At 58.8% G+C, this 25,736-nt stretch carries 24 protein-coding genes and 1 pseudogene; 17 read left to right on the forward strand and 8 right to left on the reverse strand.

The window, feature by feature from the left end; genetic code table 11:
* The first annotated feature begins 101 nt into the window (after positions 1-101).
* Positions 102-1,529: an aldehyde dehydrogenase family protein gene (locus tag ACS4RS_RS31235; protein WP_439012104.1), complete on the forward strand. Its 1,428-nt coding sequence runs from the start codon at positions 102-104 to the stop codon at positions 1,527-1,529.
* Between the two features lie 8 nt (positions 1,530-1,537).
* On the opposite strand, the gene ACS4RS_RS31240 is transcribed toward ACS4RS_RS31235, so the two are convergent.
* Positions 1,538-2,452, reverse strand: a complete 915-nt coding sequence (locus ACS4RS_RS31240) for a LysR substrate-binding domain-containing protein (protein ID WP_439012105.1) — start codon at positions 2,450-2,452, stop codon at positions 1,538-1,540.
* A 262-nt stretch (positions 2,453-2,714) separates the two neighbouring features.
* Here ACS4RS_RS31240 and argE point away from each other — a divergent pair, with 262 nt between their 5' ends.
* The 3 genes from argE to ACS4RS_RS31255 are packed head-to-tail and all read left to right on the forward strand — an operon-like array spanning position 2,715 to position 5,155.
* Positions 2,715-3,839 (forward strand): acetylornithine deacetylase, encoded by a 1,125-nt coding sequence (gene argE, locus ACS4RS_RS31245; protein WP_439012106.1) that lies wholly within the window; start codon positions 2,715-2,717, stop codon positions 3,837-3,839.
* Positions 3,840-3,848: 9 nt separating this feature from the next.
* Positions 3,849-4,772 (forward strand): NAD(P)-dependent oxidoreductase, encoded by a 924-nt coding sequence (locus tag ACS4RS_RS31250; RefSeq protein ID WP_439012107.1) that lies wholly within the window; start codon positions 3,849-3,851, stop codon positions 4,770-4,772.
* A 29-nt stretch (positions 4,773-4,801) separates the two neighbouring features.
* Positions 4,802-5,155 carry a cupin domain-containing protein gene (locus ACS4RS_RS31255; protein ID WP_439012108.1) on the forward strand — a complete coding sequence of 118 codons (354 nt, stop codon included), beginning with the start codon at positions 4,802-4,804 and terminating at the stop codon, positions 5,153-5,155.
* Between the two features lie 396 nt (positions 5,156-5,551).
* Here the strand turns inward: ACS4RS_RS31255 and ACS4RS_RS31260 are convergent, their stop codons facing one another.
* The 6 genes from ACS4RS_RS31260 to ACS4RS_RS31285 are packed head-to-tail and all read right to left on the reverse strand — an operon-like array spanning position 5,552 to position 11,639.
* Positions 5,552-5,995, reverse strand: coding sequence for a winged helix-turn-helix transcriptional regulator (locus ACS4RS_RS31260; protein WP_439012109.1), 444 nt, complete (start codon positions 5,993-5,995; stop codon positions 5,552-5,554).
* A gap of 19 nt (positions 5,996-6,014) precedes the next feature.
* On the reverse strand, positions 6,015-6,800 hold the full coding sequence (locus ACS4RS_RS31265) for a phosphotransferase (RefSeq protein ID WP_439012110.1): 786 nt from the start codon (positions 6,798-6,800) through the stop codon (positions 6,015-6,017).
* Between the two features lie 29 nt (positions 6,801-6,829).
* Complete coding sequence (locus tag ACS4RS_RS31270; protein WP_439012111.1) at positions 6,830-8,227, reverse strand: aspartate ammonia-lyase; 1,398 nt, start codon at positions 8,225-8,227, stop codon at positions 6,830-6,832.
* Positions 8,228-8,238: 11 nt separating this feature from the next.
* Positions 8,239-9,117 carry a 4-hydroxy-tetrahydrodipicolinate synthase gene (gene dapA / locus ACS4RS_RS31275; RefSeq protein ID WP_439012112.1) on the reverse strand — a complete coding sequence of 293 codons (879 nt, stop codon included), beginning with the start codon at positions 9,115-9,117 and terminating at the stop codon, positions 8,239-8,241.
* Between the two features lie 48 nt (positions 9,118-9,165).
* Positions 9,166-10,578, reverse strand: coding sequence for an aldehyde dehydrogenase family protein (locus tag ACS4RS_RS31280; RefSeq protein ID WP_439012113.1), 1,413 nt, complete (start codon positions 10,576-10,578; stop codon positions 9,166-9,168).
* Positions 10,578-11,639, reverse strand: coding sequence for a homoserine dehydrogenase (locus tag ACS4RS_RS31285; protein WP_439012114.1), 1,062 nt, complete (start codon positions 11,637-11,639; stop codon positions 10,578-10,580). Before ACS4RS_RS31285 ends, ACS4RS_RS31280 begins: the two co-directional genes overlap by 1 nt.
* Before the next feature lie 554 nt (positions 11,640-12,193).
* Between ACS4RS_RS31285 and ACS4RS_RS31290 the strand changes: the two genes are divergently transcribed.
* The 8 genes from ACS4RS_RS31290 to ACS4RS_RS31325 all read left to right on the forward strand — a co-directional run bounded on the left by ACS4RS_RS31290 (position 12,194) and on the right by ACS4RS_RS31325 (position 19,139).
* A complete protein-coding gene (locus tag ACS4RS_RS31290) occupies positions 12,194-12,970 on the forward strand; it encodes an ATP-binding cassette domain-containing protein (protein ID WP_439012115.1) in 777 nt (258 codons plus the stop codon).
* Positions 12,971-13,007: 37 nt separating this feature from the next.
* Entirely contained in the window at positions 13,008-13,826 is an 819-nt protein-coding gene (locus tag ACS4RS_RS31295; RefSeq protein WP_439012116.1) for a transporter substrate-binding domain-containing protein, read from the forward strand.
* Positions 13,827-13,886: 60 nt separating this feature from the next.
* A complete protein-coding gene (locus ACS4RS_RS31300) occupies positions 13,887-14,600 on the forward strand; it encodes an ABC transporter permease subunit (RefSeq protein WP_439012117.1) in 714 nt (237 codons plus the stop codon).
* Position 14,601: 1 nt separating this feature from the next.
* A complete protein-coding gene (locus ACS4RS_RS31305) occupies positions 14,602-15,282 on the forward strand; it encodes an ABC transporter permease subunit (protein WP_439012584.1) in 681 nt (226 codons plus the stop codon).
* 23 nt (positions 15,283-15,305) lie between these two features.
* A complete protein-coding gene (locus ACS4RS_RS31310) occupies positions 15,306-15,659 on the forward strand; it encodes a cupin domain-containing protein (protein ID WP_439012118.1) in 354 nt (117 codons plus the stop codon).
* 42 nt (positions 15,660-15,701) lie between these two features.
* Positions 15,702-17,021: an FAD-dependent oxidoreductase gene (locus tag ACS4RS_RS31315; protein ID WP_439012119.1), complete on the forward strand. Its 1,320-nt coding sequence runs from the start codon at positions 15,702-15,704 to the stop codon at positions 17,019-17,021.
* Positions 17,022-17,160: 139 nt separating this feature from the next.
* A complete protein-coding gene (gene eutB, locus ACS4RS_RS31320) occupies positions 17,161-18,144 on the forward strand; it encodes a hydroxyectoine utilization dehydratase EutB (RefSeq protein ID WP_439012120.1) in 984 nt (327 codons plus the stop codon).
* Positions 18,144-19,139: a cyclodeaminase gene (locus ACS4RS_RS31325; RefSeq protein ID WP_439012121.1), complete on the forward strand. Its 996-nt coding sequence runs from the start codon at positions 18,144-18,146 to the stop codon at positions 19,137-19,139. The genes eutB and ACS4RS_RS31325 overlap by 1 nt, the downstream gene beginning before the upstream one ends.
* Positions 19,140-19,165: 26 nt before the next feature.
* Here the strand turns inward: ACS4RS_RS31325 and ACS4RS_RS31330 are convergent, their stop codons facing one another.
* Positions 19,166-20,050 carry a LysR substrate-binding domain-containing protein gene (locus tag ACS4RS_RS31330; RefSeq protein WP_439012122.1) on the reverse strand — a complete coding sequence of 295 codons (885 nt, stop codon included), beginning with the start codon at positions 20,048-20,050 and terminating at the stop codon, positions 19,166-19,168.
* A gap of 424 nt (positions 20,051-20,474) precedes the next feature.
* On the opposite strand from ACS4RS_RS31330, the gene ltaE reads away from it, so the two are divergent.
* The 5 genes and pseudogenes from ltaE (at position 20,475) to ACS4RS_RS31355 (ending at position 25,683) form a co-directional block, all read left to right on the forward strand.
* Positions 20,475-21,512, forward strand: a complete 1,038-nt coding sequence (gene ltaE, locus ACS4RS_RS31335) for a low-specificity L-threonine aldolase (protein ID WP_449314100.1) — start codon at positions 20,475-20,477, stop codon at positions 21,510-21,512.
* A 305-nt stretch (positions 21,513-21,817) separates the two neighbouring features.
* Positions 21,818-22,807, forward strand: coding sequence for a threonine dehydratase (locus ACS4RS_RS31340; protein ID WP_449314101.1), 990 nt, complete (start codon positions 21,818-21,820; stop codon positions 22,805-22,807).
* Positions 22,808-23,213: 406 nt separating this feature from the next.
* A pseudogene (locus tag ACS4RS_RS31345) lies at positions 23,214-23,592 on the forward strand (ATP-binding cassette domain-containing protein); the annotation flags it as partial.
* 129 nt (positions 23,593-23,721) lie between these two features.
* Entirely contained in the window at positions 23,722-25,224 is a 1,503-nt protein-coding gene (locus ACS4RS_RS31350; protein WP_439012123.1) for an NAD-dependent succinate-semialdehyde dehydrogenase, read from the forward strand.
* A 105-nt stretch (positions 25,225-25,329) separates the two neighbouring features.
* A complete protein-coding gene (locus ACS4RS_RS31355; protein WP_439012124.1) occupies positions 25,330-25,683 on the forward strand; it encodes a cupin domain-containing protein in 354 nt (117 codons plus the stop codon).
* Positions 25,684-25,736 lie beyond the last annotated feature (53 nt).

The raw sequence follows: 25,736 nt of genomic DNA on the forward strand, positions 1-25,736 counted from the left end.
TTAAGCAACCATTCAGACGACGTGAATTGTCATCTTTGCGTCTTTCTAGGAATCTTTCTCGAAAGCTCGAACAGCCGCCATGTTGTGACTTGAGGTGAAATATGCTTAGCGAACGCGAGACCCAGTTCTATATTGGCGGTAATTGGCACGAACCCGTAAATGTAATGCGGCTTCCTGTCGTGGATCCTGCCTCGGAACAGGTTATTGGGCATGTTGCCTCAGGCACTGCTAATGACGTCGATGTTGCGGTTGCAGCGGCGCGCCAAGCCTTCCCCGCCTTCTCTCAGGTTTCGGTGTCCGAGAGGCTCGGTCTGCTTGGCAGAATGCATGCGCTACTGAAGGAAAGAGCGGAGACGTTCGCAGAAGCGCTCGTCATGGAAATGGGAGCAGCGATCAGCTTCGCGCGGGCTTCCCAGGTTCCGCTTGCTGCCGAGCATATTCGGGTACAGATGGAGATTCTCAAGAAGTACCGCTTCTTGACAGTTGAGGAGCGCACCGCGACCGCCAAGGAAGCCATCGGGGTTTGCGCGCTGGTCACCCCCTGGAACTGGCCACTTTACCAGATCACCGCCAAAGTTGCTCCCGCGATCGCGGCAGGCTGCACTATCGTTCTCAAGCCCAGTGAATTGTCGCCTTATAGCGCTCTGCTCTTTGCCGAATTGATGCACGATGCCGGCATTCCCGCAGGCGTATTCAATCTGGTCAACGGCACAGGCGAGAGCGTTGGCGCAGCGCTCGCCAGCCATCCGGACGTCGACATGATCTCGATCACCGGTTCGACGCGCGCAGGGGTCCTCGTCGCGCAGGCGGCCGCACCGACAGTGAAGCGCGTGGTTCAGGAACTTGGCGGCAAGTCGCCGAACATCTTGCTCGACGATGCCAATTTCAGCGAGGCGGTCGCGAAGGGCGTGCTCGCCGGCATGCGCAATGTGGGCCAGTCGTGCAGCGCGCCGACGCGCATGCTGGTGCCTGCACATCGGCTCGACGAGGTGGAGGAACTGGCAAGCGCCACTGCTCGCACCATCCGAGTCGGCGCCCCGCTCGATCCGTCGACTGACATGGGGCCGATCGCCAATCGTGCCCAGTTCGAGAGGGTGCAGATCATGATCCAGGCCGGCATTGATGACGGCGCCAAGCTGGTGTGCGGCGGCCTGGGCCGTCCAGCCGGGCTCGAGAGCGGCTTCTTCACACAGCCGACGATCTTTTCCGGGGTGACGTCGGATATGCGCATAGCTCGTGAGGAAATCTTCGGTCCGGTAATTTCAATCATGCCCTATAAGGACGAGGATGAGGCGATCTCGATCGCCAACGACACCGTCTATGGATTAGGCGCCCATGTCCAGTCGTCCGATCCAGAGCGCGCACGGCGGGTCGCCGCCCGCGTCCGTGCCGGCCAGGTTCATATCAACTATCCGCCTTGGGACGGAGCGGCCGCCTTCGGTGGCTACAAACGCTCGGGTAACGGACGCGAGTATGGGGTATACGGCCTCGAAGAGTATCTCGAGACGAAGTCCATCCTCGGTTATTGACCGAACGCCTACGGAAGGTCGGCTCTCCAGGGGAGTGGTTTCAGCGACTGGCGAAGCATCGTCAAGAAAGCCGCAGTCCTCGCGCTTCGCCCGTGCCGAGATCCGAGTATCGCGACGATATCGGCCGGGGGCAGCTTCCAGTTGGGAAGGACCTGCTTCAGCCGTCCCTCGGTAAGGTCTACGGCAACGGCCCATTCGGACCGCATCATGATGCCCTGACCAGCTAACGCCCAATCACGAATGACGGCGCCATCATTGCTCGACATGATGGGATTAACGCGCACCGTCGCACTTTCCTGCCGTGATCCACTGAAGCGCCAGAGCGTTACATCCTCTTCATTCTCGCGAACCACAAGACAACGATGTCGAGCAAGATCGGCGGGCGTATAAATGGGAGGAGCCGAAGCGAGGTATTTTGGACTTGCGCACAGAACGCGATTGTTCGGCGCAAGTGTCGTCACGACCTGGTCCAGATGCGCCGACGCTCCGATGTGAACAACAACCTCATAGCTATCAACGAGTAGAGCCGAGGGATGGTCGGAAAGTTGCAGGGTCGCGGTGGCATTGTCATGCTCTCGAGCAAACGCCTCCACGACCGGCGCCACGTAGATCCTTCCAAATCCGTGAGGAGCTGCGACTCTGAGGTGCCCGCGAACTACACCCCTGCGATCCGCCAATGCTTCCGCAAGCGAATCTATGGCATCGCTGACGATAACGCTGTGAGAAGCGACCAATGAGCCCTCTTCGGTAAGGCGCAAGCGACGTCCGGACCGGTCGATCAGCCTCACCCCGGCTTTCTCTTCAAGCGCGCGCAGGCGCTGTGTGACCGCCGGAGGCGTTACGTTCAGCTTTCTCGCGCTTTCCGCGAGAGATTTCGAGCTCGTGAGAACCGAAAAGAAGGCGAGTTCGTCGGATGTCAGCATTAATCCGCACCTGAAGCTGATATTCACCGTTTATTAATTGCCATCTTTATGACTCGGCGACAATGTAAATTCAAGTCGCGGGATCGGAATGGGGAGTCAGCGACGTTCTATTGAACGGGACGGTGCCCGAGGATGCGCCTGCCCGATCGGCAGCCCGAGACCGTTAGCATCCTCCCCAGCGATAATACGCGCGGCTTCGAACGCAGCATATAATGTGACGAGAGGTCTCCATCTGGGCCCGGAGGTGACGGAGAAAACGACGATGAAAGCTAACGACATACTCGAGCACCTGGTCGCTTTTCCATCCGTCGTTGGGACTCCGAACGGCGATATCGTAGCATGGGTGAAGAGCTACCTCGAAAGCCATGGCGCCCAAGTGACTGTCTTGCCGGGACCCGAAGGAGACCGGGCAAACCTATTCGCCACAATTGGCCCGAAAGATAAGCCCGGTTACATTCTTTCCGGCCATATGGACGTTGTTACGGCGTCCGAACGGACCTGGACCTCGGATCCTTTCCGCCTGCGGTCAGAGGGCGATCAGCTTTTCGGCAGGGGGACCTGCGACATGAAGGGCTTTCTTGCCGCGGCCCTTGCCGGACTGCCCGCGATCGCAAAGTTGCCGTTGACCCGTCCGATCCACTTCGCCTTCTCGTATGATGAGGAAGCCGGCTGTCGCGGTGTGCCGCACATGTTACGGAAGATGGGCAACCTGTGCGCCCCACCCATGGGCGCAATCATCGGCGAGCCAAGCAGCATGTTCGCGATCCGAGGTCACAAGGGAAAAGCGGCCGCCCGCATCGAGATTCATGGCGCAACCGGCCACTCGTCGCGCCCTGACAAGGGTCTGAATGCCATTCACGCCATGACTGCGGTGATGACTGCTGTCCAGAACATCGTCGATGCTCTGCCAAACAGCGCCTTAGATCAGAACTTCGAGCCGCCGTATTCCACCCTGCAAATCGGAACGATCACGGGCGGACGCACCGTCAACATCATCCCCGATCTCTGCATTCTGGAACTGGAAGCCCGCGCCGTTCCCGGCGTTTCGCCAACGGTTCTTCTGGAACCTATTAAGGCAACTGCCCAGGCCTTGGAGAAGAACGGGTTCCGCACCGTCTGGGAAATCAGCAGCACCTATCCCGCGCTTTCGCTTGATGTCGACGCGCCGCTTGCCCGGCTGATGGAGGAATTAACCGGAGCTTCGACCTTGGCTGCCGTTAGCTACGGCACCGAGGCCGGACTCTACCAGGCCGCCGGCATCGACGCGATCATCTGCGGCCCCGGGGACATTTCCCGCGCCCATCGCGCTGACGAATTCGTCCGCACTGATGAACTCGCTGCCTGTGAGCAAATGATTGTGCGGCTTGCCGAAACCCTGCAGGACTGAGAGGCACTCATGGTATTCTGGTTCAATTCGGATCGTGAAAGAGGCCGCGTCTTCGCCGAGGCTTTCGCACGCGACCTGCCCGATCTGCCGTTCGCAAACGATATTTCCGAACATGACCCGGATGAGATCCACTACATCCTCACCTGGACTGCTCCGCCCGATCTTCATCGCTTCAGGAACTTGGAGGTGGTCTTCTCGATCGGTGCCGGCGTCGACCAGTTCAAGCCTGGAACGCTGCCCCCCGACGTTATGCTCGTCCGCATGGTCGAGGACGGCATCGTTCGGATGATGCAGGAATATGTGACGCTCGCTGTACTCGCCCTGCACCGGAAGTTGAAGGACTATATCGGCCAGCAGGCCGATGCCACTTGGCTCTCGCTTCCCGTGCGCCAAGCAGCCCAGCAGCGGATCGGTATCCTTGGCCTCGGCATGCTCGCCCAAGCCGCTATCGAGCGACTGGAACCCTTCGGCTTTCCGCTTGCTGCCTGGAGCCGCTCGGAACGGCAGGTGGATAGTGTTGATTGCTATTATGGCCCGGACGGGCTCACGCCGTTTCTGGCGCGCACCGACATCTTGATCTGTCTCCTGCCGCTTACGCAAGAGACGCATGGATTACTCGATGCCAGGCTCTTCGCGAGCCTCCCAGCCGGGGCGGCGCTCGTCCACGTGGGGCGCGGCGCGCAACTCGATCACGACGCGCTCATTGCGGCTCTCGACGCGGGACACTTGTCGGGCGCGATGGTCGACGTCACCGAACCTGAACCCTTGCCTCCCGAACACAAATTCTGGCGGCATCCCAAGATCATTCTGACGCCGCACATTGCAAGCGTCACGCAACCAGAGACAGCGGCCCGCGCCGTCATCGAAAACATCAAACGCCATCGCGACGGTCTCGAGCCGATCGGGCTCGTCGATCGCGACCGCGGTTATTGAAGTTACAACCAGGAGAGCAAGGAGAAAAGATGTCCCTCCTCAAGACCATAGTACCCAACAGCACGGAAACACCACGTGAGTCAAAGCCGGGGCCGGAACGCCTGATCTCCGGCAATCCTTCTTTCAAGAGCTGGCCCCAGGACGTTGCGCGAGACGAAATGATTCACACCGGCGTCTGGGAAGCGACACCGGGCCTGACGCGCTCCGTCAAGGGAGAGACATTCGAATTCTGCCACATCCTTCAAGGCATCGTGGAAATCACCCCCGACGGCGGTGAACCGGTTACCTACAAAGCAGGCGATAGTTTCGTGATGAAACCCGGATTCATCGGCACTTGGCGCACCGTGGAGACGGTTCGGAAGATCTACGTCACTGTCAACTAACCCGCTCGGCCGCCTGCGGTACGAGCGTAGCGACCAATCGGCCTGGACAACAACGACCCGTAAATCGGCGGAGAAGCATTGCTCTCCGCCGATGTGAGGGCGCCGACGCGAACGTCGGAGCCGAAGACGTGGGCTTCAACATATGACCGGCAAGGGTTAGTCCGCTTGTCGATGATAGGCCGTGCCCCAGTCTGGGAGCCTCTTCATTCGAAGCCCATCATGTGAACAACAGCTCGGATCGGCCTGCTCGCTGGAATGATCATAGTCCGCTCGCGCAGAGCGATGGTGGCGCAAGTTTGCGCGAATTCGTCAAGGAGCAGCACGGTCCGCCATTTGAGTTCGGACACGGCTGTTGTTGGGCGGACACTTGCCCGCTTTTAACCGGCCTACATCGGATTATCTTCGGATTACCGAGGAGAGGGCGAACGCAGTCAGTGTATCGCGCACGCCGGGCATCTCGGCGATCAATTGCCAAATCTGCCGGATGCGGTCAGCCTCGGGGGACTCGACCCGCACGAGCAGATCGAAATCACCTGTCATAACGTCGCAAGCAACGACTTCTGGGATCTTCCGTAGCGCGTGAATAACTTCCCCGCCCCGCATGCGATCGTGCCGATAGACGAAAATCAATGCCGTTGTGACGTTTTGGCTATTCCCTCCATCCCCGGTGAGGATCGTATATCCCTTGATGAAGCCTTCTCGTTCGAGACGTTCAATTCGCACCCGTACGGCGTTGCGAGAAAGGTTCACCTTCGCCGACAAATCCGCGTGCGAGATACGGGCATTAGCCTTCAATTCGATAAGTATCTGTTCGTCAGTTCGATCGAGAAGATATTTCATGGAGATTGAGCCGGGTCGCTTAACCTAGAATGTCGGGGGTTACGGACCGGTAAGCTAACACGGCGATTTCCGGTAGTAATGTTCTTTCCTGCTTGCTCGCAAATCGCTTTGATGTCGAAGCCATTATGAATCCTGGCAGCGCCTTCTTTTCCGCATCAGTCAGACCGCGAACCCCCTGATAACCCCGCAGCAGCGCTCGCGCCCGCTCTTTGTTCAGCTCTCCATTGATTTCGCCCGCCCAACCGACAAGCGCATCAGCAAGCTCCGACAAGAGCGCATCCTCATGCCGAAGCCTGAAATTGATGACCCCGCTGACTTCTTCTCCGAGGAAAAAGACGTTCTCCTGGACCAATGCGCCATGAATTGCGCCAGTGGGAAGATCAGTCGATTTGCACATCGCTTTTCGTTCTAAGACAGTGTGCATTTTAGCCATCACGCGGCCCAGGCTGAGGCATTTTGCCGGGTTTGCAAACGTGGGTGAGGCCCCGGGTACGAAGCTGACGATGGCAACCAATCGACCTGCGGCCCGAGACGTGGCGTGGCCGTCGACAGTGCGGAGCGGCTTGGGGCAGGGGACGCCATGACGATAGAGCACCTCCATGGTTTCGAAGGCCCTTTCGAGATCTGAAGGTTGGGCTCCGTTCTCGAAAAGGGTAACGATGAATTCGCCTTCCCTCGTCCGAAACAGATAGGTCGTCTCGGAGTCGCCGTCCGCAATGCCAATCACCGACAGAAGCGACGTAAAACCATATGCCGCCGTGATGAGTTGGCGATCTTCGTCAGAAAGCTCGGTAAAAACAGCCATTTCCTACCCTTGTGCGGCCGATGAATACATCAGAAATTTGCGAAGGCCGCGTTACCTTCAAAGAGCTCTTCAACTTGACTGGCGGCTAAGATCCCTTCCTCTTCCACGACCTGTCGCAGCCCCCGCTTTTCGGCCAGCGCTTTCTTGGAAAGCTGCGCTGCCTTACTGTAGCCGGTTAGCATCGCCAACGGTGTCGCAAGGACAAGAGAGTGATCGAGGAGGTCCTTGCAACGGTCGACATCGACTTCAATGCCGACGACGCACCGCTGCTTAAAAATTTCCATGCCCCGCGTCAACATCCGCATGGACTGAAGGATGTTGAGGATGATTACGGGCTCCATCGCATTGAGTTGCAACTGCCCCGCACTTGCCGCCAGAGTGACCGTGAGATCATTTCCGATAACCTGAAATGCGATTTGGTTCATCATTTCCGGAATGACGGCGTTGACTTTGCCGGGCATGATCGAGGAACCGGCCTGGACAGGCGGAAGTCGGATTTCCCCCAAGCCGCCCCTCGGCCCACTGCTCAAGAGCCGCAGATCGTTGCAGACCTTTGTCAGCTTCACAGCAATTCGCTTGAGGACACTGGAGATGGAAACGAAACCACCGGTGTCGGAGGTGGCCTCAATCAGATTTCGAGCTCGGATGAGCTGGATACCAGAAATCTGTGTGAGGTGGATGCAAGCCGCGGCTGGAAAGCCGCGGGGGACGTTGATCGATGTTCCGATCGCAGATCCGCCGAGATTAACCTCTTTCAGCAATCTGGAAGCGGATTGCAGTTGATTGATATCTTCGTCGATCAGCTCGGCGAACGCATCAAATTCCTGCCCGACTGTCATTGGGACGGCGTCCTGCAACTGAGTGCGGCCGACCTTCAGCACAGTGGCATATTCATGCGCCTTGGCGCGGAATGCATCGCGCAGCCCGACGTGGGACTCGGTCAGCCCTTCGCAAGCACGAAGAATGGCCAGACGCAGTGCGGTCGGATAGACATCGTTTGTCGATTGGGAGAGGTTCACGTCATCATTCGGATGAAGCTTGTCATACTCGCCCACATTCGCACCGAGCTTCATGAGCGACAGGTTCGCAACAACCTCATTGACGTTCATGTTGGTGGATGTTCCGGCGCCGCCCTGCATCATATCGACCGGGAAGTTCTCATCAACGCATTTCAACTCGATGAGCTCATCGCAAGCCTCTGAGATCGCCGACGCTTTTTCCGCTGACAGCAGGCCAAGCTCGGCGTTTGCACACGCGGCAGCTTTCTTGACCATAGCCATAGATTGAATGAGTTCGGGGAAGTCTTTTAGGCGAAGGCCTGAAACGGTGAAGTTAAGTTCGGCTCGACGCGTATGGATACCGTAGAGGACGTCACCAGGGATAGGGAGGGGGCCAATCAAATCGGTCTCTATGCGTTCAGTTCCCATTTGCCGTTCCCCTAGTCCAGAATTCCGGCGTGGCGCATGGCCTGAGCGATAACCTCTTTAACAGGATGGCTCACCTCCACGAGGGGAAGGCGCAGGTCACCGCGGATCTTTGAGAGTTGCGCCAGCGCGAATTTCACGCCAGCCGGGCTGGTCTCGAGGAATAGCGCGCGATGCAGGGGCATCAGTTGATCTTGAAGAGCCAGTGCCGCGGCGAAGTCGCCTTTCAGGCATGCCCGCTGGAAGTCTGCACACAGCCGGGGAGCAACGTTCGCGGTCACTGAGATGCAGCCGTGGCCGCCATGGGCCATGTAACCCAGCGCGGTGCCGTCTTCACCGGTGAGAAGATTGAACTGATTGCCGCAGGCCATACGCTCCAGCGACGGTCGCAAGAGATTGCCTGTCGCGTCCTTGACACCCTTGACGTTCGGACAATCCCTGAAAATCCGGGCAAGCGTTGCGACTTCAATATCGATCACGCTCCGACCCGGGATATTGTAGACGATGATCGGAACCGTAGCTTCAGCGTCGATGGCCTTGAAGTGCTGATAGATCCCCTCTTGGGTGGGCTTATTGTAGTAGGGCGCGACGATCAGCAAACCGTCCGCGCCGGCCTCCTGTGCGTGCCGCACGAAGCTGATCGCTTCCTCGGTGCTGTTGGAGCCAGCGCCGGCAATGACCGGAACCCGACCATTCGCTGCCGCGATCGCGATTTCCACGACTCTCTTGTGTTCGGCGTGGCTGAGGGTGGGGCTTTCCCCCGTTGTTCCGCAGGGGACAAGCCCTGACGTGCCTTCGGCGATCTGCCATTCAATGAGGCCGCGGAGCGCAATCTCGTCGACTCTCCCATGGGCAAATGGGGTGACAAGGGCAGTGATGGATCCTTTGAACATCTTGACTTCCAAAAACGACGATGGGTTCAAATTGGCTGGCGCCGGCGATCAGTGCTGCAGCGACGTGATGCAGACGACCTTCGGCTGGGTCATATCCTCATAAGCAAAGCGAACGCCTTCGCGTCCCATGCTGCCGTATTTGAATCCACCAAACGGCATTGCATCGAACCGATAGTCAGACGACTGGTTGATCATGACGCCGCCGGCATCGATCCGCTTGGCGGCCTCGAGGGCACTGGCAAGATCGTTGGTAAAGATCCCGGCATGGAGGCTGTATTCCGGCTTGTTAGCCAGCTCTATAGCCTCTTCAAGTTCATCGAACGGCTGCAGCATGACGACCGGGGCGAAGACTTCCTCATTCAGTACGTCGCACGCCGCTGGCATGTTTTCCAGGACGGTCGGGGGATAGATCGTGCCGACTGGCTTGTGACCGCAGAGCAGCGTCGCGCCGGCAGCGATTGCTCGTTCCACCATGGCGGCGGCGCGGTTCACCGCACGTTCGGAGATCATCGGGCCCATGTCAGTCTCAGCGTTCATCGGATCGCCGGTCTTCATGCGGACGGTTCGGGCCACGAACTCGATCTTGAACCGTTCATAGACCGAGCGCTGTACCAGAATCCGCTGCGTTCCGATGCAATTCTGGCCCGCCGCCCAGAAAGCGCCTGACACGCAATCTTCCACGGCCGCCTGAACATCGCTATTTTCCATCACGATAACCGGTGCATTGCCACCGAGGTCCATCGCGAGCTTCTTGATGCCGGCGGTTTTTGCGATGGCCTCGCCGGTGACAAAACCGCCTGTGAAGGAGATCATGCGAACGTCTCTCGCCGAGACGAGCGCCTTGCCAAGTTCGGCGCCGCCGACGGCGACCGTGATGACCTCTTCCGGCAAACCGCTTTCGATCAAGACCTCCACCAGCTTGATGGCCGATAGAGGCGTAAGCTCCGACGGCTTCAGAAGTACCGCGTTTGCGCCGGCAACGGCGGGGCCTAGCTTGTGGGCCACGAGATTGAGCGGGTCATTGTAAGGCGTGATCGCCGCGATGATCCCTAGAGGCTCCCGGGTGTACCAGCCCTGACGAGATTCCGATCCGGCATAGGCATCAAACGGAATGACTTCGCCAGCATTCCGCTTGGCTTCTTCGGCGGAGAGTTTCAGTGTGTTGACACAACGTGTCGCCTCCTTGCGGGCCTGGGCAATTGTCTTCCCCGCCTCCCGTACGATCAGGAGCGCAAACTCCTCCTTGCGTTCTTCGATGGTGGCTGCGGCCGTTTCGAGAATTGCAGAGCGCTGGTGGCGGGGGAGCGACCGGGCAATCTGCGCGCCGCGCCTGGCGCGTTCGAGCAACAGGTCCACAGCCTCGGCACTGGTCTCTGGGATGGCGCCGACAAAGCTTCCATCGAACGGATTAGTGACGATGATCTCGTTGGCAGAGGCGGGTTTCAGGGCGAGACCGGGCATCACGCGGCCTCCTTGGCGAAATTTGCCGACTGCGCATTGTGTATAGCCACGATGTCGGACAGCAGTGCGAAGGCGGTTTCGACTCGACCGGCGCCGGGGCCGCTGACGGTGACGGGGCCGAGAAGCTCTGTGTTCAGCGATACTGCATTGGTAGCGCCGTTGACGCCGGCGAGCGGATGTCCGAGGGCAAGCTGTTTGGGCGCGACACTGCCGGTTATCGTCCCGTCGGCATTTCGAATTGCAGACCCGACCAGTTTCCAACGTCTTCCAGCCTTGGCAGCTGCTTGAATGTCGAAGGGAGAAAGCTTGGAGATGCCGTTGCAGGAGACATCCTCCGGCTTGAGATTTGCTCCTAGCAGCTCATTTGCCAAGATCACGACTTTCAGGCGAACGTCAAAACCCTCGACATCGGCAGTCGGATCGGCTTCGGCATAGCCCAGCGTCTGCGCTTCGGCGATGGCGCTGGCGAAGTCGAGACCCTCCTCCATGCGGCAGAGGACGAAGTTCGACGTGCCGTTGAGGATCCCTTCGAACCCTTTCACCTCTGCGCCGGCAAGGGTCTTCTCTGCCATCCTTATGACGGGCGTGCCGCTCATGACGGAACCCTCATATTCGAAGTGAACGCTGTTCGCCTTGGCAAGAGCTTTCAATTCCCGAGCAGCTATTGCAACAGGCCCCTTGTTCGTGGTGACGACGTGCTTGCCCGAGTTCAGGGCCCAGCGGCAGTGCGAAACCGCGGGCTCGCCGTCCGTCGGGTTCGTAAATGTCGCCTCCACGACGATGTCGGCAGGCGCCGTCTTGATGATGGCTTCGTTGTCCGCCTCGGCACTGCCGCCTGAGAGACGGCCAAAACCGCCTTTCGCGAAATTCGCCTCCACGAGGGTCTTGGCATCCAGACCGTTCGGCGAAATGACGGAGCCCAGATGGAGATCGCTGACGGCGACGATGTTCAGGCGGAAACCGAGATCCCGTTCCCACAGAGGATTCTTCGCCGCGATGAGTTCGGCCAAAGCACGGTTGACGCCACCAAATCCGATTAGGGCAATATTGTAGATCTTCATGTGGTTTCCTCCGATGAGCGATTTATGCGCATATCATCAGATGCAAATCGCTCAGTCGGAACGGCACAAACCGACCAATCTGCTGTGCATTTTGCTCATGAGGTCGCCGTGTGAGACCATCTGGATCGAAAACCTCGAACGGACAAATAATCCGGGTCCAGGGCGCCGTGCTAGGCAGACGATGAGGAGTGGTCGAGTTTACCCGCTGCGAGGGAAAGTACCCTGCCGACATGCCTGACAAGCGTGCTTTCCTCTTCCAATGAGACTGACATTCGTCGCAGCGCGGTAACAGGCAGACTAATTCAGTGTCCGGTCTTGCTCCGGAGACAATCGCTCACCTGATTTCGATCTTCTCGACGAAGTACTTCGATGCCGCGATCATGACCCGCGGCAAAATATTTGCACAACCAAATTGATCTATGTTGACACCAATAATGAGACCAATCTTATTATAACTGCGAGCAAGGTTCAGATTGGTTGCGTTGACGCCAAAGCAACTGAGAAGGCCCCCCGCTGTAAAACCGGCGGCCGTTCGCTCTGGAAAGGTACAGCGCATGAACGACGTTCTGAAAGTGCATGACCTCACCAAAACATTCGGATCGACGACGGTCCTGGATGGAATCAGCTTCGACATGCGAGAGGGTGAAGTGATCTCCCTAATCGGGTCATCCGGATGCGGAAAAAGCACCGTACTCCGCTGCATCAATTTTCTGGAGACGCCGACATCAGGTCGGATCGAGTGCATGGGCCAGTCCGTCTCCGTCGTCAATGACGAGCGCCGCGGGAGCCAGATTGTCAACGCTCGCGATATCAGGAACTTTCGCAGACAGATCGGCATGGTGTTCCAGAACTTCAATCTCTGGCCTCATCTGAGCGTCCTGTCCAACGTGACCGAGGCACTCGTTTGGGTGCTGAAACTCGGCAAGAAAGACGCCGAGGAGGTTGCGCTCTTGGCATTGTCGAAAGTGGGCATGGCGAGTTTCCGCGATCGCTATCCGCAGCAGCTTTCGGGCGGGCAGCAACAACGCGTCGCGATCGCACGTGTTCTAGCAATGAGACCAAAACTCATGCTGTGCGATGAGCCGACATCCGCACTGGACCCCGAGCTCGTGGGTGAAGTGCTGAAAGTCATAAGGGCGCTGGCGGAAGCGGGGGCTACGATCCTCCTCGTCACGCATGAAATGCGGTTCGCACGCGATGTGTCGAACCGGATGATATTCCTGCAAAACGGCCGCCTTGAGCAGGATGACGAGCCGAAGGAACTGTTTCGAAATCCGGCAACGGAAGGGGTGAAGCGGTTTCTATCGACAGTGATGGCGGCCAACGCCTGAAAGCGCGCTACAACGAAAACCATAAGGGGTAACAATCATGATCAACAGCAATCTCATCAAGTCAGCATTCGCAACCAGCCTTCTCGTCTGCGCACTGGCGACGGGGGCGTCGGCTAAGGACGGCGTTCTGCGCATCGGGACGGAGGGCGATGCGCCGAAGTTCAGCATGGCAGATCCGAGCGGCAAGGTAACCGGGTTCGACGCCGATATCGCCAATGGCATCTGCGCCGAGCTGAAACTGAAGTGTGAATTCGTCGTACAGACATTCAGCTCGCTGGTGCCCTCTATGGACAGCGATCGCTTTGACGTCATCATTTCCGGCCTTGGTATCACCGCCGAACGTCAGAAGAAGATCGACTACTCCATCCCCTATGCGACAACACCGCTCTATTTCGCGGTCGCCAAGGACTCCCCGCTTGCAGGTCTTAAGAGCCTCGCCGAAATCGAGAAGGCCCTCCAGGGCAAGAGTGTCGGCGTCGTCACTGGGACGACCTATGCCAGGTTCATGGAGAAGCGGATGCACGGCGCCGATCTTAAGACATACGACGCCGTCACTCAGTTGACAGCCGATCTCGCGAGCGGCCGTATCGACGTCGCCTTCGCGGATTCGCCGACATGGATGGATTTTCTCGCAACCCCCGACGGCGCCAACTTCACAAAGATCGACCTGAAGATCATGGCCATGGATGACCCAGACGTTCTTGGCCATGGCATGGGAGTCGGGATGCGAAAGGGCAATACCGAACTCAAGAGCAAGGTCGATGCCGCCCTCTGTAAGATGATCAACGATGGCAAGGTCAAGGAATCCTCGATGCATTGGTTCCAGGATGACTACACCATTCCCTGCAAGAAGTGATCGTTTCGAACATGAAGCCTGCCTTGGCACGGCCCAAGGCAGGTCACGGGGATTGTGTCCATGTTGGGTGACCTTTGGGTGTTGATGGTTGAGCAAAGTTGGGCGCTGGCTCTGCTGAAAGGAAGTGTCGCCACAATTGCGATCGGTTTGATCGGAATGGCACTCGGTTTTCTGGTTGCAACACCCTTGGCCATCATGCGTTGGCGGAAGGTCGTGGTCGTCTCGCAACTTGTCGACGGGTACAGTATTCTTGTTCGTGGTGTTCCGGGCTTGCTGGTCATCTATCTCCTATTTTTCGGGTCGATCGAGTGGGTGAAGGCGATTACGGCCACGTTCGGCTACCAGGACTCGGCTGATGACGCATATCCCTACATCATCGCAGTGATCGCGATTGCCGTCATCTCGTGCGCCTATTCGATCGAAGTCATCCGGGGTGCGCTTCAGGCGGTGCCTTACGGTCTGCTGGAGGCCGCTCAATCGCTGGCGTTGCCAAGAGGGGTGACGTTTATGCGCATCACGTTCCCGCTGGCACTGCGGCTGGCGCTTGGCGGGATCAACAACGTCTGGCAAATGACGATCAAGGATACCTCGCTCGTCTCGGTCGTCGGCTTACAGGAATTGATGAGGACGGCTGCCATCGGTGCAGGAATCACACGATCCCCGCTGCTTTTCTATTGTATCGCTGCGGCGCTCTTCTTCTGCATGACCGCAGTCAGTCAAACCGCGTTTTCCAGCGCAGAACGTGCGCTCGACCGCGGCTTCCGAGGACGCTGATATGGATCTCGGGATAATTGCATATGCCGTTCCGTTCCTTCTCACAGGTGCCAAGACGACGTTGCTGATCGCCGTATTCGGCGTCGGGATAGGGCTTCCCTTTGGTGTCGCCGTCGGGCTCGCGCGCTGCTCGAGAAGCCGGGTATTGCGCCGCGTATGCGATGCCTACTGTGCGATCTTCCGCGGCACGCCTATGCTAGTCCAGGTGTTCGTCATCTATTACGGCTTAGTCCAGGTGAGTTTTATTCGTCATAACCCCATTCTGTGGTGGATGATCGGAGATGGGCTGAACGCTGCAATCCTTGCCGTGGTGCTCAACACCGGTGCCTACACGGCGGAGATTTTCCGCACCGCTTTCCTCTCCCTGCCGAAAGGACTTATCGAAGCGGCAGAAGCCTGTGGCATGCACCCGTGGCACGTCTTCAAGAGGGTGAAGTTCCCGCTTGCCGTTCGCCAGGCACTTCCCGCTTATAGCAGCGAGGCGGCGATCATCGTGAAGGAATCCAGCCTCGCATCCACGATCACCGTTCTGGAAATCACCGGATATGCGAAGCGGCTCATGAGCGAGACTTTCGCGATCATGGACATCTTCATCGTCACCGCAGCGTTCTATCTCACCATCAACGTCGTCGTTCTGACGGGTTTGAAACTCCTCGAACGGCGCCTGTCGTTTGTCCGATAAACAGATCCAAGAAAGGTCTTGCAATGTCCAAACTCACTTTCGTCGATTACGGCAACCTGCCTCAACCGCGTAAAGGCAAGCCCGCGCCTGAAAGGCTTGTCGAGGGTAATCCGCAGTTTCTCGCCTGGGACATTGCACAGACCGCCGACGGCGTCGTTCGCTCCGGCGTCTGGGAAGCGACCCCCGGCGCCTACCGCTCGATCAAGGGCGAAACTTTCGAATTCTGTGTCATTCTTTCCGGCGTGTCCGAACTGATCGAGGATGGCTGTGAGCCGCGGCGCATCGTTGCCGGCGACGCCTTCGCCATGCATCCGGGTTTCGTCGGAACCTGGAGGGTGATCGAAACGACGCGAAAGCTTTGGGTCTGCCGAGACTAAGCCATCATCACTCCAAATCATCTTTCCGGAACTTAAGCTCTCATGGCCCAGGCTCAAGCGCATCCCATTAAATCCACGCCCTACTGGTGGGAGGACAGCATATTTCCCGCCCTGCCAGCGCGGGACGTCGAGAAGACATGCGAGGTGGCGATCGTTGGGGGAGGGTACACGGGTTTGTCGGCGGCACTCGAACTTGCCCGTGCCGGCAAGCATGTCCAGCTGTTCGACCGTCAGGCTCTTGGCCTCGCCGCATCGGGCCGCAATGGGGGCATGGCCAGCGGAAGCATCCGCCCGGGGCGGAAGGATCTGGTCAGGCGGTTCGGGCAGGAGAGGGCGCAAGCCATCCTCCTGGAAGGTAAGGCGGCGCGAGAGGATCTCTCGCGCTTCCTCAGAGACGAGAATATCGAATGCGATTTCTTGCTGTCTGGCGCCTTCAGCGGGGCCATGACGGTTGATCAAGCCGACGAACTCCGTCGTCAGGCAGACTATCTGCATCAGAATCTCGGCATCGAGGCATACCCGGTGGAAAGGGCCGATGTTCCGAAGTTCATCGGAACTGACCTTTATGTCGGAGGCCTTGTGCGCAAAGACATCGGTGGGCTGCAGCCGGCCAAGCTTCTTGCGGCCATGATCGATCTGGTAAGTTCATCGACGGCGGTCATACATGAAAATACCGCAGTCCTTGGATCGACTAGCGAGGCAGGAGGCGTGCGAATTCAAACGCAGCGCGGAGAGGTTTTCGCCAGAAAGCTTCTTGTCTGCACTGATGGCTACACTGACGGTTTCGACCCGTGGCTCCGTCGCCGCCTTGTTCCTGTCCGCAGCAGGATAATCGCGACTGAGCCGCTCGACAGAGAGGTGATGGATCGGCTGATGCGGCCACGCATGATGTATGGCGACCTGCGTAAGCTCAGCTACTATTATCGGCCGTCGCACGATGGATCTCGGATCTTGTTCGGCGGACGCGACGGGACGACTGAAGGAGACTCCGCCGCTCCGATTGCACATCTGCAAAGCGAACTTGCGCGGCTTTTTCCCGAACTCGCAGGAATAGGTCTAACGCACAGCTGGTTCGGCTATGTCGCCATGAACCGCGACATGATCCCGCGCATGTTCTCCCGCGGAAATACAGTCTATGCGACCGGCTATTGCGGCTCCGGTGTTGTATGGGCCAGATGGCTGGGCAAGAAGGCGGCATTCAAGATCCTCGGTGACGGGGAACAATCGCGGTCTGCATTCGATTTCGATGCCGCTCCCAGGGCCGTGCCATTATTCAACGGCAGACCCTGGTTCATTCCTATCGTTTACTCGATGTATGCGCGGCACGACAGGAAGATGCTCCTCAAACGCCGGAAGGGCTGAGGTTCGGGTGCCATACTCGTTTCTGCAAGTCCGTCACGGCGCCGAAAAAGGTTCATGCCGTCCGCTTGCAATCAAGCCCCTGCGTTGGCGCTACGCAGCAGACAACAACTGGCATAGGCCGGAGCCAAGGTGAACAGACATGATTAGTCTGGAAACGATCGAGCAGGCGCGCGAGCGCATCAGCGAGCACATCCGCACCACGCCTTTCGTCATGTCGGCGGCACTGTCCGAACTGGCCGCGACGCAGGTCAGCCTGAAGCTCGAGCATCGCCAGTTGACCGGAAGCTTCAAGCTTCGTGGAGCAACCAATGCAGTGTTGCAACTCACCCAATCCGAGCGGGAAAGGGGCGTTGTTGCGGCTTCCACGGGCAATCACGGACGCGCGCTGTCCTATGCCGCCGACGCGATTGGCTCCCGAGCGACCATTTGCATGTCGCACCTCGTGCCGGAAAACAAGGTGGCTGAAATCCGCCGGCTCGGCGCTCGCGTGCGGATCGTCGGGTCATCACAAGATGAAGCGCAGGTTGAGGTTGATCGTCTCGTCGCGGAGGAGGGCCTCAGCATGATCCCGCCCTTTGATCACCCCTGGGTCATCGCCGGCCAAGGCACCGTCGGACTTGAAATCGTCGAGGCGATGCCCGACGTCGCCGCGGTTCTCGTTCCCCTGTCCGGCGGCGGTTTGGCAGCAGGTGTCGCGGCGGCCGTCAAGACGGTGCGCCCGGATGCCAAGGTAATCGGTATAACTATGGAAAAGGGAGCGGCGATGAAGGCTAGCATCGACGCGGGGCACCCGGTACAGGTCGAAGAGCATCGAAGTTTCGCCGACTCGCTCGGAGGCGGCATCGGATTGGGCAATGCCTGGACGTACCCGATGTGCAAAACCCTTCTCGACGACGTGGTGCTCGTCAGCGAGCGCGAGATAGCCGCCGGCATACGTCACGCCTATGCGCATGAACATGAGATTATCGAAGGTGCTGGGGCAGTCGGCATTGCTGCGCTGCTCTCAGGTAAACTGGCGCACGTTGAAGGTCCGATCGTTGCCATTCTTTCAGGTGGGAACATAGACATGGCGTTGCACATGAAGGTGGCCAACGGCCTTGACACAATTGATGAGGGACACTGATGCCGAAAATCAGGATATTGACCGAGTCAGAGCTTCGAACCATCGTTCCGCTCGACATGGATGCGGTGAATTGCGTTGAAAACGCCTTCCGCGCACTGGCCGTGGAAAACGCGGTACAGATGCCGCCGATTTTGCGCCTCGACGTGCCCGACAGTAGGGGCGAAGTCGATGTGAAGACGGCTTATATTCACGGTTTGAGCAGCTTTGCCATCAAGGTCAGTCCGGGTTTCTTCGATAATCCGAAGATAGGGCTTCCGAGCACAAACGGTCTGATGGTCTTGCTCTCAAGCAAAACCGGCTTGGTGCAGGCGCTCTTGCTGGACAATGGCTACCTCACCGACGTTCGTACAGCGGCCGCCGGCGCTGTCGCGGCAAATCATCTGGCACGGAAGGACGCCTCGATCGTAACGGTCTTCGGAGCGGGCGTTCAGGCCAGGCTGCAGCTCGAGGCCCTCATGCTGGTGAGACCTATTCGAGAGATCCGCGTTTGGGCGCGTGATTATCGGCGGGCGCAAGCGCTTGTTGAGCAGCTCGGAGCAAGACGACATCTTTCCATCTCCGCATTTGAGGATCCGCGAAGAGCGATCGCCGGCTCACAGATCGTCGTCACGACGACACCTGCCGACCGACCGATTGTCGATGCCTCGTGGCTCGAATCCGGACAGCACCTGACCGCCATGGGTTCGGACGCAGAACATAAGAACGAGATTGACCCCATCGCTATCAAAGCGGCAGATGTTTACGTGGCTGACAGCCTCAAACAGACGCGAAGACTGGGTGAATTGCGCCGTGCCATCGACGCAGGTCTCGTCGCGAGTGACACTGATTTTCCGGAACTAGGTCAGATCGTTGCGGGTGCCAGACCGGGCCGCAGAAGTGCGTCGGACATCACCATAGCCGATCTTACGGGGACCGGTGTTCAGGATACCGCTATTGCCACGCTGGCGTTTGCGCGCGCCGAAGAACGAAGTGCCGGCACGTTCTTTGAAAGTTGACAGTCGTCGGCTCTTTGCCGCCGGCCTCATGACGCAACATGAAAATCTTCTTGGATGGTGGCGAGAACCCAAGACACGAATTGATCGATTCCAGCTGTCCTCCTCGCCAGTGCCGAACGAATAACGCCGTAATGCGAACCATCAGGGTGAAAGCCGAATGGTGCGGTCAGGCGGCCTTTGCGGATATCGTCAATGGCAATGATCTTTGGGCACATGGCCACACCAAGACCGCTGGCTGCGGCCTCCACCATCAGGAAATGATGGTCAAGAGAGCGCGTGGAGCGCGGCTTCGGCGCGTCCGGATGAACGGTGGACCACTTCTGCCATCCATCCGGACGGGTCTTTGCAGCAAGCGCGACATAATCACCGGCAGCAAACCGATCCGTCATGGCAGGATGCATGACAGGACCGACTTCCTCCTCGATCAACCGTTCGATCTGCCAATTCGCATCGATCGCGAAATCAAGCCTGCGGATCGCAAGGGTGATACGGTCGCGCGCAAAATCGACCCCCCCGCCACCGACAGAAAGATGAAAGTCAATTTCGGGATGGCGATCCTGAAATTCCGAGAGGCGCGGGATCAGCCATCGCATGGCGACGGATCGTTCGCATGAAACGACGATCGGTGGTGACAGATCGACTTTGCGGATATCCTCCAGCGCCGCCGAAACGAGGGACAAAGCGTCTGTCGTCGCTTTCGCGAGGCGTAAACCCTCCTCCGTCAGCCTTAAGCCACGCCCATCAACTTCCAGCAAACGAATGTCGAGGTGTTCGGAAAGTTTCGAAACGCGCCGGCTGACAGCACCGTGCGTCAAATTTAACTCAGCCGCCGCCGCACGCACGGAACCAAGCCGCGCAACGACTTCAAAGGCACGTAGGTCATCGAGGGATGGAATGTCCGACCGCTTCATTGGTGACAAACTATCACCGGTAGATTTGAAATCATATCAATTTCCATCTCAAAGTACGGCGGATCGGCCGAGGCGGCGCTCTCGTGAAGCGCGGCTCCTCGAGTCTGCAGAATAGGACAGGGACGGCAACGTTTCGGATGTTGTCTCCATCGAAAACGGCAGCCTCCTGTGAACTGAGACAACATATGTGACGTCACAGGGCGGCTGCCGCTTGCAGACAGGCCGAGAAGATCGAGCCAAAGATCGATGTTGCAGGTGGGGGTCAAGGCAGCGAACGCCACATTGACATGGCACCATGACTCGACGCGGCTAGATCGCATGATTGGTGATCCATTATCACCATAATCCGTCAGTTTATATAGATAGTCCGAGCCTATCCATTCGCTAGTATAACCGATACCGCCAAACCGATAGGGTCTCGATCATGCAAGCCAATGCTGCTATCCGCCTAGACTTCCGCTCTGATACGGTCACCCGTCCCACCCTCGGCATGCGTGCGGCGATGGCTGCCGCCGAGGTGGGCGACGATGTCCTTGGCGACGACCCGACGGTCAAGGCGCTCGAGGCCCGACTTTCCGCACTGTTCGGCAAGGAAGCCGGACTGTTCGTGCCAACCGGCACCATGTCCAATCTCGCTGCAATCATGAGCCATTGCCAGCGCGGCGAGGAATTTCTCTGCGCAACCGGAGCTCACACCTATCTGTGGGAAGCCGGAGGCGCTGCGGTGTTGGGCTCGGTCCAGCCACAGCCATTGCCGGTGCGCGCCGACGGCACGATCCCCATCGAGGAGCTTCACGCCGCGGTGAAGGACGATGATTCGCATTTTGCGATCACGCGACTGGTCAGCATCGAGAACACGTTCGCCGGGCGGGTCCTGCCGCGCGTTCATCTGGCCGAGGTCGTCGAATTTGCGCGGGAGCGGAAGCTCGCCACCCATCTCGATGGTGCGCGGCTGTTCAACGCGGCTGCGGCGCTCGGCGTTGATGTCGGGTACCTGGCAGAGGGCTTCGATAGCGTGTCGCTGTGCCTTTCAAAGGGGCTGGGGGCGCCGCTCGGATCAGTGCTAGTCGGCGACGCCCCATTGATCGCCCGTGCGCGCCGGTGGCGCAAGATGCTCGGCGGCGGAATGCGGCAAGCAGGGATTATTGCAGCGGCTGGGCTGTACGCGCTCGACCATCACGTCGACCGACTGGTCAAGGACCACGCCAATGCTCGGTTGCTCGCGCAAGCTTTTACGGGAACTGAGGGGCTGAAGGTGACCCCGCCGCAATCAAACGTGGTCTTTGTCGAGCTCGCGCCCGAGCTGGCGACCCGGCTATCCCAGGCGCTGGGTGAGCGCGGCATCGCGGCGAGTTTTTGGCCAGGTGGGCGAATGCGCTGGGTCACCCATCTCGATGTCAACCGTGCCGCTGTCGACGAGGCCATCGCGGCAGTGCGCGAGATCATTGAGGGCCGGATATGAGAGGCGTCATAGATCCACGATTGATCATAATAACAAGCGCCACTGCCACACCGAACAGCCCTTGCGCCGTCATAGCCCAATGACTGCGTCGGTCTGACGGGGAGCAGGAGAGCGTGCAGACCGGATGGGCGGTCGGAACTGGCGGTAAGACTGCCAAGGCAGGGGCGCTTCCCATATTTACCTGAAGAAGCACCGATATTGTAGGTGGGGTCTGGTGGAGATGCGGTAGGTGGCAGAGACCTTCGTCACGTTATTGGACTGGTAAACGACGCTGGTTACACTTCGAACAAGCAAGGAAGCAAGGCATGCATCTGTTCGCACGCAAGGACCTCGAGGAAGCCGCCGCACTCGTCTACCGGCATATGTCACCTACACCGCAATACGTGTGGCCGCAGATCTCGGAAATGGCAGGGGCCGTGGTCTGGATCAAGCACGAGAATCATACGCCAGCCGGCGCTTTCAAGGTCCGCGGCGGCATCACCTTTATGGATTGGCTCCGCCGCAGCGGGGGTTCGGCCAGAGGAATAGTCACGGCAACGCGCGGGAATCATGGCCAGAGCCAGGCCCGTGCCGCGCGAGCAGCCGGTCTTGCCGCCAAGATCGTTGTCCCGCAGGGCAATTCGGTCGAGAAGAACGCAGCCATGCGGGCCTTTGGCGGCGAGGTCGTCGAGTACGGCCGCGACTTCGACGAGGCCCGTACCGAAGCTCGGCGACTTGCCGCCGAAACCGGCCTATTCCTGGTACCGCCCTTTCACGAAGAAATTGTCCGGGGTGTCTCAAGCTATGGGTTGGAACTTTTCACCGCAGTGCCCGATCTCGATGCGGTCTATGTGCCCATTGGCTGCGGCTCGGGGATTTGCGGCGTCATCGCCGCGCGCGAGGCCCTGGGCCTGAAGACGGAAGTGATCGGCGTAGTTTCGACGCACGCGCCGGCCGCGAAGCTATCCTTCGAGGCCGGACGGCTGATCGAAACCGAAACGGCACTGACGTTCGCCGACGGCATGGCCGTACGCATTCCCGTCGAAGAAGCTTTCGCAATCTACTCGAAGGGCGCCTCGCGGATCGTCGCCGTCAGCGACGAGGAGGTTGCCGAAGCGATGCGCCTCATCTACCGCACGACCCACAATGTCGCCGAGGGTGCCGGCGCCGCGTCACTTGCGGCGATGCTTGAGGAAGCCTCTGCCATGCGCGGCAGAAAAGTCGCCCTTATCTTGAGCGGCGCAAATGTGGACGCCGAGGTCTTCCAAAAAGTACTGGGTGGGGAGACACCACCGGTGGCGACGGTAAGCAAGTGACAGTAGGCGGCACGAGAGCTTAAGGCGGCGTTCTCACCATGGCTATCTCGTCGGAGCCGGCCGATGGTGTGAAGAGCCTTTACCCGGCGGCGGGCGAGCTCCGGCCACGGCTTCGGGGTCGGGCCAGTATCGGCCGCCTGTATCAGCATGCTGGACAAGTGGGATCGCTAGCCGCCCGGACCGCTACTTCTCCCTGCTGACCGTGTTGGCGTAGTCCCAGCGTGGGTCGGAAGGGTCGAGGTGCGTCCACGGTTGCGGTGTTCACCAGACGCGAAGGGGCTCGCCCTTCGATTACTGCCCATACGCTCATCAATTTCGAGTAACCTTTCGGCGGCCGGAGAAAACCGCACCCCCGGCGTACAATCCCAGCCAGGCAAAGCCGTTGATTTGAATCGACTCACTCACCATGTCCTTCGGCGCCTATGTGGCTGTCTAGGATGTCGATCTCAGTGTCTCCGATGGCGAGTTCCTCGCTATCGTCGGACCTACCGTATGCGGCAAGGGCGCCATACTCAATGCGATCGCCGGCCTCCTGAAACCTGCAAGTGGCATCGTTTCCATCGACGGCCAGCCAGTGCGCGGGATCCAGAACGACATCGGTTACTTGTTCTAGGATGCATTGCTTCCGTGGAAGACCGCGATCAGAACGTGGAGCTCGGTCCCATGTTCAAGGGTGTCGGCGCTGCCGAACGTCGCAAGCGGTCGATCAGATGGCTCGCGAAAGTTGGACTAAGAGGTTCGAGCATTGCAATCCGCATCAGCTTTCCGGCGCGTGCAAACTGCGCAGTCGGTGATTACAGGGCACCGGGATTTCGGAAGATCGGAAATAATCCGCGAGACCAATTTGATCTATATTGACACCAATCGCTAAACCAATTCTATATTGATCGCACAACGATCCTGATTGGTAGCGAATGGTGGTGAACGTGAAAGCAACTCCAACACTTGAAGCAAGCCGTGCGCCTTCGCAGGCGGCTGTAGCATGCAAAGCTCCCACGCAACTGTTCATGGGTGGCGAATGGGTTTCGGCAAAGGGTGGCCGGACCTTCGATGTGATTGATCCTTCGACTGCGGAAGCGATCGCCACAGTTTCTGACGGCGACATCCCGGATGCAATGGCGGCCGTCGACGCGGCAGAAAAGGCGGCTGCGACCTGGAAGGCAACGTCGCCGCGGCGGCGCGCGGATGTCCTGATGAAGTGTTTTCACCTCCTTCTCGAACAAGCAGAGTGGTTGGCGCAACTGATCACGGTGGAAAACGGCAAGGCGCTTCCCGACGCGCGATCGGAAGTCGCCTACGCGGCCGAGTTTTTCCGCTGGTATGCCGAGGAGGCTGTGAGGGCTCCCGGAGAATTTGGATCAGCACCTTCCGGCGCAAACCAGATCATCGTCAGCCATGAGCCGATTGGTATCGCCGTATTGGTAACGCCTTGGAATTTCCCGGCAGCGATGGCGACCCGAAAAATTGCCCCGGCATTGGCTGCAGGCTGTACGTGCATCCTGAAGCCGGCAGCCGAGACGCCTCTGACCGCGCTCGCGATTGGAGAACTGATGCGACAGGCAGGTGTTCCCGCCGGAGTGGTCAACATCGTTCCGACGAAAAAAGCCGGTCCTCTGGTCAGCGCAATGCTGCATGACAAGCGGGTGCGGAAGCTGTCGTTCACCGGATCGACCGGCGTTGGCAGGATATTGTTGCGCGAGGCCGCGGACCAGGTCGTCAGTTGCTCAATGGAATTGGGCGGCAACGCGCCTTTCATCGTATTCGACGATGCCGACCTGGAAGCGGCGGTGGCCGGCGCGATGGTTGCAAAGATGCGCAACGGCGGTGAGGCTTGTACGGCCGCAAACCGCTTTTACGTTCAAAGGGGAATTTCTGCTGACTTCATTCGCCGCTTCGCCGAGGAGATGGCAGCGCTCAACGTCGGGCCAGGACTGGCGCCGGATACGCAGCTTGGTCCACTGATCACCGATGCCGCGGTGACCAAGGTGGAGCGCCTGGTAGACGATGCGATCGCCAAAGGAGCCCGGCTGGTGACAGGCGGGAGCAGGTTGAGCGGCGAGGGTTTCTATTATTTGCCAACCGTTCTCGCCAATGTCTCTCCGGACGCCGAAATTCTTCGCGAAGAAATCTTCGGCCCGGTTGCACCGGTGATTGTGTTTGATACCGAGGACGAGGTGGTCGATCTGGCCAACGACACCGAATACGGGCTTGTATCCTATATCTTCAGCCGAGACCTCAAGCGTGTGCTTGCGGTCGCCGGCAGGCTGGAAAGCGGCATGGTCGGGATTAACCGCGGCGTCGTTTCCGATGCTGCGGCGCCGTTCGGCGGCATGAAGCAGAGCGGCCTCGGGCGCGAAGGCAGCCATCACGGCATGCTCGAATACCTCGAAACGAAATACATCGCCGTCACCTGGTAGGTGCGAGCAACGCCGGTTACCAGTCGGCGATCAGGTGCCGACGTCAGGCAGACTCGAAACACGGAACAATGACGCGGGTGACTGCAACAAGAATAGGAGAGATGAATGTCCCTACTGAAAACTATCGACCCGAATCCACCCTTCGAGCCGAAGCATAGAACTGCCGAGCCGGAGCGCCTCATTGCGGGCAGCCCCGCTTTCAAGACTTGGCTCCAAGACACCGCCAAGAACGGTAAGGTCAATACCGGTGTTTTCGAGGCGACGCCCGGTGAAACGCACTCCATCAAGGGCGAGACATTTGAATTTTGCCATCTCGTCCATGGCGTGATCGAATTGACCGAGAAGGGGAAGGAGCCCGTCATTTATCGCGCGGGTGATAGCTTCGTGATGAAGCCCGGTTACGTCGGCGTTTGGAAGACGATCGAAACGGTGCGGAAGATCTTCGTCACCGTCACCTGATCATTCGAGGAAGTCGCTCGCCTTGCGTTGCCCTATTTCGAGGTGCAAACGGA

Source organism: Rhizobium sp. F40D2, from assembly GCF_051810745.2.
GTDB lineage: Bacteria > Pseudomonadota > Alphaproteobacteria > Rhizobiales > Rhizobiaceae > Rhizobium.